Annotated in this window: 11 protein-coding genes; 1 reads left to right on the top strand and 10 read right to left on the bottom strand. The window is 44.2% G+C overall.

Annotated features, from left to right (window positions below; translation table 11 throughout):
* Positions 1-47: 47 nt before the first annotated feature.
* The 8 genes from RCH61_RS01800 to yedF form a co-directional block, all read right to left on the bottom strand.
* Positions 48-941 carry a DUF4340 domain-containing protein gene (locus RCH61_RS01800; RefSeq protein WP_306479726.1) on the bottom strand — a complete coding sequence of 298 codons (894 nt, stop codon included), beginning with the start codon at positions 939-941 and terminating at the stop codon, positions 48-50.
* A complete protein-coding gene (locus RCH61_RS01795; RefSeq protein WP_306479725.1) occupies positions 938-3,259 on the bottom strand; it encodes a Gldg family protein in 2,322 nt (773 codons plus the stop codon). The genes RCH61_RS01800 and RCH61_RS01795 overlap by 4 nt, the downstream gene beginning before the upstream one ends.
* Entirely contained in the window at positions 3,243-4,241 is a 999-nt protein-coding gene (locus RCH61_RS01790) for an ABC transporter ATP-binding protein (protein WP_306479724.1), read from the bottom strand. The genes RCH61_RS01795 and RCH61_RS01790 overlap by 17 nt, the downstream gene beginning before the upstream one ends.
* Positions 4,242-4,426: 185 nt before the next feature.
* Entirely contained in the window at positions 4,427-4,663 is a 237-nt protein-coding gene (locus RCH61_RS01785; protein WP_306479723.1) for a DUF3343 domain-containing protein, read from the bottom strand.
* Positions 4,664-4,700: 37 nt separating this feature from the next.
* A complete protein-coding gene (locus tag RCH61_RS01780) occupies positions 4,701-5,843 on the bottom strand; it encodes an aminotransferase class V-fold PLP-dependent enzyme (RefSeq protein WP_306479722.1) in 1,143 nt (380 codons plus the stop codon).
* 20 nt (positions 5,844-5,863) lie between these two features.
* Positions 5,864-6,907, bottom strand: a complete 1,044-nt coding sequence (gene selD / locus RCH61_RS01775; protein WP_330692892.1) for a selenide, water dikinase SelD — start codon at positions 6,905-6,907, stop codon at positions 5,864-5,866.
* Between the two features lie 90 nt (positions 6,908-6,997).
* Positions 6,998-10,417, bottom strand: a complete 3,420-nt coding sequence (locus RCH61_RS01770; RefSeq protein WP_306479720.1) for a glycoside hydrolase domain-containing protein — start codon at positions 10,415-10,417, stop codon at positions 6,998-7,000.
* A gap of 245 nt (positions 10,418-10,662) precedes the next feature.
* Positions 10,663-11,394: a sulfurtransferase-like selenium metabolism protein YedF gene (yedF, locus tag RCH61_RS01765; protein WP_306479719.1), complete on the bottom strand. Its 732-nt coding sequence runs from the start codon at positions 11,392-11,394 to the stop codon at positions 10,663-10,665.
* 166 nt (positions 11,395-11,560) lie between these two features.
* On the opposite strand from yedF, the gene RCH61_RS01760 reads away from it, so the two are divergent.
* Positions 11,561-12,421, top strand: coding sequence for a class I SAM-dependent methyltransferase (locus RCH61_RS01760; protein ID WP_306479718.1), 861 nt, complete (start codon positions 11,561-11,563; stop codon positions 12,419-12,421).
* Here RCH61_RS01760 and RCH61_RS01755 read toward each other — a convergent pair whose 3' ends face one another.
* Both RCH61_RS01755 and RCH61_RS01750 read right to left on the bottom strand, forming a co-directional pair.
* The gene (locus RCH61_RS01755) at positions 12,422-13,147 is read right to left on the bottom strand and encodes an NAD-dependent protein deacylase (RefSeq protein WP_306479717.1); all 726 of its coding nucleotides are present in this window, start codon (positions 13,145-13,147) and stop codon (positions 12,422-12,424) included.
* A complete protein-coding gene (locus tag RCH61_RS01750) occupies positions 13,140-13,781 on the bottom strand; it encodes an HD domain-containing protein (protein WP_306479716.1) in 642 nt (213 codons plus the stop codon). Before RCH61_RS01750 ends, RCH61_RS01755 begins: the two co-directional genes overlap by 8 nt.
* Positions 13,782-13,796 lie beyond the last annotated feature (15 nt).

Genomic DNA, 13,796 nt, shown 5'->3' with positions numbered 1-13,796 from the left:
CAAAGTCAATTAAAAGATTATAAAATCTTACTGTTTCCGACCTGTTTTTATTCTTCTTCATTTAATATATTTCCGCATATTGTATCGGAAATCAAATACACAATCTTCGAATCATTCAACATCACATATCTGTCATCTCCGATCTTATTTCCTATATATAATGTCAATTTCTTTTCTTTTTCGTCCTCCTTATAAGTCACCTCTGCCACAATCTTTGAAGCTTCATCCAGACCATATTCCGGCAATTCTTCTTCGTCCGCACAATAATCTGCCGTCTCGGAAAGCTGCACAGCCCCAAGTCCTCCGGATATTGCAGTTATCTGCTCTGCCTGTGACTCGTCTGCACTGTCATAGACAACAGAGTTTCCATTTTGTGTGATGACTGCCTTCACAAGATTTCCACTTCCAATCGACGGGTAATCGTCAAGCTGCACCAAATCTTCTTCCGTATAATTCAAAGACTCAATAACCTGACCAGAAACAGTATAAACAGATTTCTCTCCGCCTAATGCTGCATAGATATCGTCCCCTGTATTATTTCCGAAATAAACAGAAGTTATATCGCCGTCATCATCTGTATATTCAATCGTATAAATGGGAACGTCCAAACCATAGTCTTTTGCTTCATCTGCATTTTCCAACTTCCGATTTGCAGAAATACTGCCGACTGTATCTGCAATTTCATCCATAACAGCTTGATTAAGCGGGAAATCATGATCCGAAGCATCATACCACACGCCGTCTTCTTTCTCAAAGTTCATCTCTCCGTTTTCCATATTCAAGGTGATCTTTTTCATCTCGTTTCCATCTGTGTCTGTAATCTGTATCTTCGTATCTGCCCGCGCCTGTTCGTTCTGATTCCACGCGCAAACACCCATGTATACTCCTACAAGCGCAAGGAAAACAAGTACGAGCAGACACAATTTTCTTTTTTTCGTCATGCTTTTCTCCTCCTGTACCAAACGACAAAGCCACTAAGCAAAACTACTGCCGGGATTCCAAAGATCATCAGCGTCCCAAACAATCCTGCATGCTGAACGGCATTATATTCTACACTGAGACTTTTTGCCTCGATTGAAACATTTTTCACATTTTCAAAATTTGCCGCTGCCACATTCATGAACAACTGTGTATTTTCCAATTCTGTAAAGGTATCTGTAATCTGTTCATTGATCAGACTTCCTGCAGAGATCACAGTCAATCTGCTTTCTTTCTCTGTACCTTCCGCAGATTCTTCCGAAACTTCTGCATTTTCTCCTTCATTTTCTTCTGAAGTTTCCGTCTCTTTTGTATCTGAGGAAGACTCGCTTACCGTTTCCTTCGCATATGCTCCGAGAATATACTCTCCCTGCTTCTGATCCTGCTGCGTCACCGCAAACGCCTGATCAGATGTTGACATAAACGGAACCGTCGTGATCGTATCCCTTGCCGGATCGTTCACCGTCATTCCATGAGTATTCATAACGAGTGTCATCTGTGATTTGATCTGTTCTGCCAAATCTCCGCTTACACTCAGTTCCGGGAAAATACAATACGGATTATTCTGATAACACCTCGTCGTATCTGCAATGTAACCGTTTTCCATTGTCATCCCATATTCGGACATGATACTTGTCAGGTTCGGAAGCTTATCTCCTTCTGTTTCTCCCAGCAGGATCGTCACTTTTCCGCCTTGCTGCAAATATGTCTGCAGCATCGTCTTCTCATCTTCCGTCAGATCAGACGTCATCGCATTCATAATAAGAAGATCACAGTCATCCGGTACTGATGTTGACATAAGCAAATTCACTTCTGACAACTCATACCCACTTTTATTCATCATCTCTGTTATCGTTTCTGAAAGCTCCTGTTCCCCGTGTCCTGTTGACACATAGACTTTCTTTGTCTCCTCACTGGTCACATAGTTCAGAGCACTCGTAAGCTGCCCCTCTCCGTCAAACAATGTATACGATGTACTTCCATAATAATGGTAGGAATATTCATCCATCACCAAAATATCGTCAAAAGAAACCGTTATCTTCTTTCCCGTTTCTTCACAGGAAATCACGATCGTATTTTCTGTCGTTTCATATTCTGATAAAGCAGACGGATGAAGTACCGGATCGATCCATTCCATACGGATCTTATCCGATAAAGCCACATATTTATTCAGAAATGTGACGATTCGTTCGTCCGTATTCTCTTTTACCGCAAGCACCTTCATCGATATTTCTTTATCTGTCTCTTTCAGGAAATCTTTTGTCGTATCTGAGATTTCATAAATTTTCGTACTGCTCACATCTATCTTTCGGAACTTCTCCGGTATCTGACATGCAATCAGGTTCACGACAACTATAATTGCAAGAAAAACTGCCGTCATCGTCACACTATACGCTCCGTGTTTTTTAGCAGCGCTTTCCCAAAGTCGTCTTCTGATCGACTGCACTGTCAGAAATAAAAACAATGCGATAATCGACAGATACAGTACGATTCCGCTCACATCCACAATACTGTTTTGCGTGATATCGGTAAAAACATTTGCCAGAGCGAACCTGCCGAGAAGCTCTGTAAACAGATTTTCATAAAGCGTCGCTTTCACGAAATACACTGCTGCCGCTGCAGCGATCCCGACAGCCCCTGCGCCTCCCGCGATCACAAAGCTGTTCGTCATTCTCCATATATAAAAAGCTGCTGCCAAAAGAAGTAAAATCACAAACACAAGTCCGCTCACCGCCGTATTCGGAAAAAGAGATAAAATACCATCCCATAAATACAGCATCAGCAAGATACCAAATGTCCCGATATACGCAATAATCTGACTTTCTGTAAGCGCTGACAAAAACATTCCGATAGAGGCAAAAACACAGCCAAGCAGGAAAAACATCAGAATTGAAATATAATCAACCGTCAAATATGCCGTCCCTTGTGATTTAATAATAAGAGGGAAAATGCAAAATATAAGGTTCGGGATTGCAATTACCGTCGCCATCGCCAGATATTTTCCCGCCACAACGTTCCATAAACTGACTGGCGCTGTCAACAGAAGCTGATCTGTCTTATTCTTTCTCTCTTCTGCAAACGAACGCATCGTAATCAGAGGAATCCCGACAATAAATACAATCAATGATCCTGACAGCGTATAAGAAAAGTACGGATATCCAGCCGTCATGTTATACGCCATAAAATAAATTCCGGTAAACGCAATAAGGAAAGCGATAAATACGCATCCTGTCATAGACTGAAAATAAGACTTTAATTCCTTTTTATAAACTGCCTTCATCTGATTTTCCTCCCTCTGCATTCCTTTCTATCTTGTCATTCTGTGTCAGCTTCATAAACGCTTCTTCCAAACTCGTTTCAGGAACCGACAACGAATACAGTGGTTTTTCCGCCTTCGCAAACGCACGGAAAACCTCTTCTCTTATTTTCCTGTTATGCTGATCGCTTTTCTCTCCGGTCACTTTCATCTGCACATAAGTACAATTTTCGTCTTTCGTGCGGATCTGCATCGTCTGAACTCCAAAAATCTGCCCGAGTATTCTACGGACATCTTCCTCCGAAGCTGCTGTTTCCAGCTCGATCACATCGCGAAAACCTGCCATCTTCTCCAGGTTTTCCAACGTATCCTGCGCCACCAGCTTTCCTTTGGAAATAATCAGAATATAATCGCATACTTCTCTGATCTCCGCCAATATATGTGAACTTAAAATAACCGTATGGTTCTTCGCCAGCTTACGGATCAAATCTCTGATCTCAATGATCTGTTTCGGATCAAGTCCAACACTTGGTTCATCAAGAATAATCATATCCGGAAAGCCTAAGATTGCCTGCGCCAGTCCGACTCTCTGACGATAGCCTTTTGAAAGATTTCGGATCAGACGATGTTCCACATCCTGAACCTTTGCCATTTTTTCGGCTTCATCAACAGCTTCTCTTCGTTCACTTTTTCGAATCCCTTTCAGTTCTGCTGCAAAATCCAAATATTCCCGTACAGTCATATCCATATAAAGGGGCGGATGCTCCGGCAAGTATCCGATATATCTTTTTGCTTTCTCAGGTTCTTTCAAAATGTCATGCCCATTAATCAGCACTTCCCCTTGAGTTGCCCCCAGACACCCTGTCATAATGTTCATTGTCGTAGATTTTCCGGCTCCGTTAGGACCCAAAAAACCGTAGACCATTCCCGGCTTAATCTGAAAGTCCAGGTGATCTACGGCTAAATGATTTCCATATTTTTTTACCAGATTTTTTACTTCGATCAAAATGATATCCTCCTAACTTTGTATTCTTTCTATGGATTTCCGCATGCCTCTTCTGTCCGAGGCATGCATCCTCTTAATATACTTTTCAATATACTTTATATTTCATTTCCACATATTTCATACAATATATTTGTTTAAGACGATATCAAACCTATGTGAATCTTTTGTGTTAGAACTGTGATATTTTATAGCATACATTCATGTATAGCCTGCGGCGTCAGCTTTCCTTCCTCCATCACTTTCAAAAGCTGATCCCTGTCTTTTGGAATCGCGCACCACGCCAGCCCGCAGCCTGCTGAAATAGTTCCCGGAACAGGGATCAGTCTTCCCGGTTTCCCCTCTTCCTTACATCTTTTTTCCATTGCCATTGCATCCGTTGTCGTATAGAAAGTAATGACGATCTTTTTTTCCTTTTTTCTCATTCTTTCCTCATTCTCTACTTTTGCTATCTGCCTTCTGTTACTCTTCTTCCCCGGCAAGTTCTTTGACCGCCTGGATTGCCTTATCGATCTCTTCTTCAGTGTTATAATGAGAGAAACTAAATCTGACCGCGCCCTGCATCTTTGTTCCAAGTGCTTCATGCATCAGCGGCGCGCAATGTGCTCCGGGCCGCGTAACGATCCCATAACCTCGGCTCAACTCATCGCTTACCTGCGCCGAATCATACTCTCCGATATTTAAAGAAACGATCGCCGCCCTTCTGTCCGTCCGAAAATCTCCATACACTCTCACATTCGGAATCAGGGCAACTCCGTCATAAAATCGACGCATCAGCTCCAACTCTCTTTTCCGCAGACGCTCCACTCCTTCTCTTTCCAGGAAAGATAATGCCGCCCGAAGTCCCGCAATCCCGTGACCATTTAACGTTCCTGCTTCAAGAGCCTCTGGCATCTGTGCAGGATGATGCGTATTATAAGAATCAATCCCGCTGCCGCCTGACAAAAGCGGACGGATCTTTACACCGCTTTTCACATACATTCCACCTGTCCCCTGCGGTCCCATCAATCCTTTATGTCCGGTAAAACAAAGGACGGAAATCCCGTATTTCTGCACATCAATATCCCATATTCCCGCAGTCTGGGATGCATCAACAATAAAAAGGATCCCATGCTTTGCCGCAATCTTTCCAACCGTTCCCAATGAGATCATATTCCCTGTCAGATTGGAGGCATGTGTACATATGATCGCCTTCGTATTTTCGCGAACTGCCTTTTCCATCTCTTCATAAGAAATATTGCCGTATTCGTCGCATTTAAGGATCGTCATCTCTACGCCCTGCTCACGGCGCTCATACAAAGGCCGCAGCACAGAGTTATGTTCCAACACAGTTGTGATCACATGATCTTTCGGATCAAGAAGCCCTTTAACCGCAATGTTTAACGCTTCTGTAGAATTTGCGGTAAACACGATTTCTCCGGCGCTTTCTGCATGAAAAAGCCGGGCAAACGCCTCCCTTGTCTCATAGATCGTCTCTGCTGCCGTCAGCGCCGGCTCTGCTGCCCCTCTTCCTGAATTTCCCATCCGTCCAAACGCCTCTGTCACCGCCCGCCGCACTTCCTCCGGCTTTTGCAAAGTTGTAGCTGCATTATCCAAATAGATCATTCCAACTTTCCTCCCTGTCATCAGCGGATATAGATTTTCGCTTCTTCACCTTCTGAGTCCAAAACGGTTCCTACAACAGAGACTTTTGTTTCCATTCCTGCCTTTTCAAATGCCTCAAGCAGCGCCTCTGCCTCTTCTTTCGGAACTGCCGCCAGCAAACCTCCCGAAGTTTGGGGATCACTGAGCAAATCCATATACATCTCATCCGTATCCCCTGCATCGAGCAGAGAAGCCACATGTGCTCTGTTCCGATATGCGCCTCCCGGAACAAGTCCCATCCGGGCATATTCTTTCGCCCCATCAATACAGGCAATCTCCTGTGGATGCAGACAAATCTTTGCTCTGCTTGCAGAAGCCATTTCCGCACAGTGCCCTAATAGTCCAAAGCCTGTAACATCTGTACATGCATGGATCGTAAACTTTCCCAAAACTTCCCTCGCCTTTTTATTTAGCCGGGTCATCACCGCAATCACTTCTTCCTTCGCTGATTCGGATACCATCTGCGCCTTAACTGCCGTATTCACAATCCCAATGCCAAGCTGTTTCGTCAGCACAAGAACATCCCCTTTTTTACAGCCGAAGTTTTTATAGATCCGATCCGGATGTACAAGCCCCATAACCGAAAGTCCATATTTCGGAACATCATCCTGTATGGAATGTCCGCCCACAAGTACTGCGCCTGCCTCACGGACTTTTTCCGCTCCGCCCCGCAAGATCTCTCCGAGATAATCAGGATCAAGTTCCCCCGGAAAGCAGACAATGTTTAAAGCGATCTTCGCTTCTCCTCCCATGGCATAGATATCGCTGAGCGCATTTGCCGCCGCAATCTGACCAAACGTATAAGGATCGTCTGCCACCGGAGTAAAAAAGTCCAGTGTCTGAATCACCGCCGTATCGTCTGAAAGCTTGTACACAGCCGCGTCATCCGAAGTTTCAAATCCGACAAGAAGATTCTCATCATAAAACTTCGGAAGGCTTCCAAGTACCTTTCCCAACGTGTCCGGTCCGATCTTTGCGGCACAGCCGCCATGCTTTGCAAATTGTGTCAAACGGATCTTCTGCATCTTCCTCACCTCATCTATTTCTTTTCATATATCTTCTGTTTTCTCCTACGATGCGTGTATCGTTACAATAAACAGGAATCTTCAATTCTTTTAACAGCCTATGCTCCGTTTCCGATATACAAGAAACATGCCTGCTCCCGAAAGGACTGCGCATACGAGCAGCAGCGCTGCGGTTGTCTGATCTCCTGTCTGAGGAGTCGTCTTATCTGATCTTGGCTGCTCCGGCTGTGGCTGAACCGGCTGCTCCGGCTGCGGTTGAACCGGCTGCGCCGGCTGCGGATTAGGATTAGGAGCTGCAGCCTTCACAAGTTTATCAGCTGCTGTATTCAGTGCGTTTAATGCGTTATTTACTTCTGTCTGAGTTGCATCTTCATCAGCTGCTGTTTCTTTTGCCGCATCCAATGCCGCCTCAAATGCATTCCAGCTCTCTGCTGTGTAATCCTCTTTCTTCAAAGCTTCTGCCTCTTTAATCGCTGCGTTGAGTTCTGTTTTATCTGCTTTTTCCGGCTCCGGGTTCTCACGCTTAGCAACTTTTCTTGCCAGCGCGTTTGTCGCATCTAAAGCGCGGTCTGTCTCGGAGTGAACGAGCATACGGTCTTTTTCAGTTGCTGCTACTGCAGAACCTTGATATGTCCCCTTCTGCGGTTTTGCCAAATGCTCTACAACATCTGTCAAATTTGTTTTTTCTTCTGCTGTTGCGTTCTCGCTGTTCAACAGATATTTTGCCTTTGCTACGTCACGGATTCCCTGTTTAAACAGTTCATAACGCGGTGTGCTGTAGAAGGAAGCGTTGAAGTCCTCTCCTACCGCTTCTCTTTCTATCGGATAAATAAACCATCCGTCGCCCGGTTCCCAGTAACGGTACGTTGCATCACCGTGCATATCGTATACATAGTTATCCCATGCCCAGCGCATATAGCCGTCTGTTCCTAATGTCATCGTGTACCAGATATCCCAGTAGTTATCTCCCGGATCGCTGATCATAAAGTTACTCGGATAATCTCCCGTACATGTGTACATCGTTGTCGTCAGACCTAGTTCTCTGCGGTGATCTGACAGATCGTTCATCTGCTGGACGTTTCCTGTATTTCCCAAGTTGATCGAAATATCATCAATGCGGTCTGTGAACTCATAATATTCCGGTGCGGCATAATTCAACGCCGAAGAAATCTTAAAGTGATTTCCTTCTTCATCTTTCACTGATTCAATCATCTCAACAGCCGGTTCAAGCTGGTCGAGTCCTCTTTCGTCCATTGAAATATAAGTAATCTCAAACCATCCCATTTCTTTGGAATGTTTCATAAAATCTCTTAAGAACGGTTCCCACATTGCTTTCCACGCAGCAGTTCCCGGATTATGTGATTCTTTTACCACTTTATCCTGAGCTTCATCGTAGTAAGCAATCTGATTGTTCCACGGAACGATACTGTAGCACTTAATCTGTCCGATTCCGTTTGCCGGATCTAAAACTCCGCACTCGATCATGAAGTTGATCCACGCGTCATACCATTCATAATCAAATTCCCATGTTCCGTCTGTTTTCTTCGTCCATTTTACCATTGAAAGATCGTTATAATATGACTGATGGTTCCATGCCTCTTCTACGATATTGGCAACTGCGTCATGCCCTCCGATCGAAACATAATCTTTGATCGAGTCTCTCATCAAATTAAAATGTTTTTCTGTAAAATAAAACTCTTCCCGCACTTCATTTGTGATGCCGCCTGACGGTTTTTCACCTAAACCTAAGTAATAGTTTGCAACTGAAAACGGATGCTGCCATACTTGAAGTTCTGTTGCCTCAGGTGCCGGCTGTACAAGGTTCAGCACTTCGATGTTGTACTTAAGCTCGAAGGGCTTATCTAATTCGTCTGCTGAAACTGTAATCGTACCTGTATAATCTCCTGCCGCTGTATCTCTCGGAACGGCAATATTTACCCAGGCGAACTGTACGTCTTGTGCATCGATATCTTTTTTACCGCCTTTGTAGATCACATCCGGATAATTTTTTGTCTGTCCCTGCGCGTTACGTCCTTCTTTCGCCGCAACTTCTTTGAGCCATTTAATATCAATACTGTCTTTTGATAAAACCTGTCCCTTTTCATTCTTGAAATCGCTTGCTGTAATCTGAACATTATGAACGTCTTTTTCTGTCGTTACGACAATTTTAGAATTCAGTTCATCATTAAGCCAGACTGTTCCGTTATAAACGCTTCCACTTCCTGCTTTCAGCTTGTCATAATCAAGCTCTGTCTCCAAAAGCTTTTCATTTCCTATATATGCGTTCATAAATGCCAGCGCCGGATCGACTGTAATCTTAGCTTCTGCCAAAACGCTGTCGTCTTCTGCGCTTGCTGCTGTGATCGTAACCGTCTTTTTCGCCTCTACATCTTTCGCAGTCAGCTTGCCGTTATTCACTTCTACAACGCTGCTATCGCTGCTTGTCCATACAAGCTTCGCATTTGCGTTCCACGGAGTTACAGACGCCGTAAGCTCTGCTGTAGCCCCCGGTGTCATTGTCAGCTCTGTCTGATTCAATACGATAGAATCCGGCACAGTGATCTCATCGTGGAAAACAACAATCTTGTCAAGCTGTATCACTTTTCCATCAATACTTTCTTCCTTTTTCGGAACAACACGAAGCGTATGCTCTGTATTTTCAAGATCTTTTTTCTCAAACAATTTCTGCTTGTGCACCGCACCGTTATTCAATGCAGCAAGTTCCCCAGCCTTCATATCATCGATATAAACATCGCAGTTCATATGAACGGTATTCTTACTGGCGTAAATCTCTACGCCTGTTCCTGTAAAAATCATCTCATAAGATACATCAACGCCTTTTGCGCTGTAATGCTCTGTCCCGTTATAGAACAAATCACCGTTTCCGCTTCCTGCCGTCCATGCGCCCTGCGGTTCGTACTGGATCTTGAACGGCTCATGATTTGTTGTAAAAACAGCGTCGTCAACCTCTGTATATCCCGGAAATTCCGGCTCAACAACTTCTGCCTCAAATGCTTTTGCATAAACAAACTGTACGCCATAAACGCTTCCTGTCCCTGTAGAAGCTTCATTTCTTTTTCCTAATACTGTAATATGTGCTGTATGATCTCCGGCAGCAAGCGTTTCACTTTCAAATAATTTTGCCTCCGATTCTGTTGCTGCAGCATAAGAGTCGCACTCTACAGCCTCGCCTCCGTCAATGCTCACACTGAACATCGCGTGATTCGCCGCTTTTTTACCATAAAGCTCCAGTTTTGTTCCGTTAAATGTAATGTCTAATGTAGCTCCTTCTGTGTTGCTCCAGTGTTCTGTAACCGAAGCGTCTCCTGATCCTGAAGATTCCCAGCCGCCGTTGTTTGCATTGCCGCTTGAATATACAAAGCGTGCGTCTGTGTCGTCGATGATCTCAAAATCATCTGCTGCCGCATTTACAACAAACGGAGAGATCAAAGTAACGACACTGCAAAAAACGAGCAGCAATGACATTACCAGTTTTTTTGTCTTTTTCATCTGTTCCTTTTTCTCCTCCTCATATGTGGATGTCTGTTTTTGTTTTTCTTTTCCCCATATATACTCACCCGAATCAAAAAGACTGCATTCCGGGACAAAATATGCTGTCTTCCATCGGATCATTTTATATTCTATCGAATTCTTACAACGCTGTCTATGCACTTTTATCCATCCGATTATGCTTTTTGACTTTGCTCTCTTCACACATATATCGAATCATTTTTCCTTATATCTGTCTGCTGGCATTACGGAGAAACGATGCTGACTGCGTTTTGAAGAATCTCTGCAATCGTATACATATTTGTTACAGTTCCGACTGCCAATTTCTCCTTTAATCCGTAAAAATCAAGACATGTGCCGCATGTCAGTATTTCCACTCCTTCTTTTTCCAAAAGTTTAATATCTTCTAAGCAATCTGATCCTTCCACCGTAAGTTTTGCTCCTCCGTTATAAAAGAGGATTTTATCCGGAAGCGTATCAAGCTGCGTCTCTGCAAAAAAGAAACTCTTCATTAAAACTGCGCCCAGCTCATCATTTCCGCTTCCCATTTTGTCAGAAGAAACCGCAACAACCGTTCCGATACATGTCGCACATCCCACAGATGCCGACTGCGCCCGGTTCCTTCCCTGAGAGCCGCTGTTTTTTCCATTTTCTGCTGCCATTTCATCCTTGTCAGCCACCGGATTTCGATCCCCTTCACCTGCTGCTTTTATCTCGCCGTCCGTCTGGGTCTGGCCTTTTCCGCCGACATTCTTCTCTTCTACCGTAATCATAACTTTGTATTCCTGCTCGCTGATCTGCTTTGCTTCTGCCGAAGCGCCGCTGCTTTTTGCCATTTTCATCACATTTTTCATTGCAGTCTCATTATCGACAAGCACTTCGATCTGTCCCGATCCGTTTAATTCTCCAAGCGCCTTCTTTGTTTTCACTACAGGAATCGGGCAGTGATCCCCCATTGCATCTACTGTAATTTTCATTTTAATCATCTCCCTAAAAATTTAATTTCTTATTCTATATTGTATCATGGATCTATTTATATTTCATTGACAAAATTTAGATGGTTTTATGCTTTCCTGACGCACACGCTTGTGGTAAACTGTAACTATATTTCGCACACAGTACAAAGAGAAAGAGGATTTTATTATGTGGATTGCAGATAACTGGAAAGATTATGAAGTCATAGATTGTTCTAACGGAGAGAAGTTAGAACGTTGGGGAGAATACCTTCTCGTACGGCCTGACCCGCAGGTCATTTGGGACACAAAGAAGACGCATAAAGGATGGAAACATATGAACGGTCATTACCACCGCAGCAAAAAAGGCGGCGGAGAATGGGAGTTCTTCAGCCTGCCTCAGCAGTGGCAGATCCATTACGGCTCTCTTACATTTAATTTGAAGCCATTTAGTTTCAAACATACCGGACTTTTCCCAGAGCAGGCGACAAACTGGGATTGGTTTTCGGAAAAGATCCGAAATGCCGGACGTCCGGTAAAAGTTCTGAATCTGTTCGCCTACACTGGAGGCGCAACTCTTGCGGCGGCTGCGGCAGGCGCACAAGTCACCCATGTAGACGCCTCAAAAGGCATGGTTGGCTGGGCGAAGGAAAATGCCGTTTCTTCGGGTTTAAAAGATGCGCCGATCCGCTGGCTTGTAGACGATTGTGTAAAATTTGTCGAACGTGAAATCCGCCGGGGCAATACTTACGATGCAATCATCATGGATCCGCCGTCTTATGGACGCGGTCCGAAAGGGGAGATATGGAAGATCGAAGACATGATCCATCCGCTTATTAAGCTTTGCACAAAGATCCTGTCCAAAGACGCCCTGTTTTTCCTCGTTAATTCTTACACAACAGGACTTGCCCCTGCCGTTCTTACCTACATGATCGCAACGGAATTAAAACCTTGGAACGGTCATGTTGACTCTCAAGAGATCGGACTTCCTGTAACGGAATCCGGACTTGTCCTGCCCTGCGGCGCTTCCGGCCGCTGGCAGGCTGACTGATCACACGGTTATCCGGCTTAATATTTCTCCGATCGGAGCTGAAATCATCAGTTCTGATCGGATATTTTTTGCTGTCTCTGACTTATTAATAACAGCAAGATGTTTTCCTCTGAAATAATCAATAAACCCGGCTGCCGGATACACGACAAGTGAAGTTCCTCCAATGAGAAGCATATCCGCAGATGCGATCGTTTCCACAGCATCCTGAATCGTCTGCGGATCTAATCCTTCTTCATACAGAACAACATCCGGTTTTACAACACCTCCGCAGGAACACTTCGGAATGCCTTCGCTGTTTTTAACATATGCGGCGTCATAGAATTTCCCACAGTTCATACAATAGTTTCTGTGGATACTTCCATGCAGTTCATACACCCGTCTGCTTCCTGCTGCCTGATGCAGTCCGTCTATATTCTGCGTGACAACTGCCGTAAGTTTTCCTGCATTTTCCATTTCTGCCAATTTCAAATGCGCCGCATTTGGCTTTGCGTCAAGGATCATCATTTTCTCTTTATAAAACTCATAAAAATCTTTCGTATGGCGCATAAAAAACGTATGGCTTACGATCTGCTCCGGTGAAAACCTCCCCTTCTGACTGTAAATTCCGTCTGCACTTCGAAAATCCGGTATCCCGCTTTCCGTCGAGACACCCGCGCCTCCAAAAAACACAATCCTGCTGCTTTGATCGATCATCTTTTGCAGTTGTTCTATTTCTTTCTCATACATTTGACAAATTTCCTTTCTCCACATGTTTGTCCATGATCTCAAGCATTTTTTCCCATATGATGTCCGACGTTTCAGGGATCTTCTCATTTCTCCTGCAAACTTGTGATTTAGCCACCCCGTGTTCTGCCCAACTCTTTCCATCGGATGCATCGTTGAGCAAAAGGGGCTGAAAATTATCAAGCAAATGTGCAAATTTCGCATCATCTGTACTGTAGTCTTCAAACTCATCCCACAGACTTCTGAAATACGTTCCCTGATCTTTCGGAAGAATACCGAAAATACGCTCTGCCGCTTTGAGTTCCCTCTCTCTTTTAGACTTAGCGCCTTCAGAATCATATGCATAAGTATCGCCTGCGTCAATCTCCACAAGATCGTGGATCAATACCATAACGATCACTTTCATCAGATCCACGGGAGCATCCATATGCTCTTTTAAAAGAACCGCCGATAATGCAAGATGCCATGAATGTTCTGCATCATTTTCTTTGCGGTTGGCATCTGCAAGATATGTCTGCCGGAAAATATTTTTCACTTTATCCACTTCGACTATAAAACGGATCTGCTGTTCAAGTCGTTTTTTCTGTTCTGCTCTTCCGATGACTGCTCCGCCTTTCATCGTTTCTTTCTTGTCCATATTATTCCTTTCCTT

Origin of the sequence: Mediterraneibacter sp., assembly GCF_030825015.1 — a bacterium.
Taxonomy (GTDB): Bacteria; Bacillota; Clostridia; order Lachnospirales; family Lachnospiraceae; genus Mediterraneibacter.
Note: the sequence above shows the minus strand (reverse complement) of the source record. Positions and strands in the feature narration are given on the sequence as shown.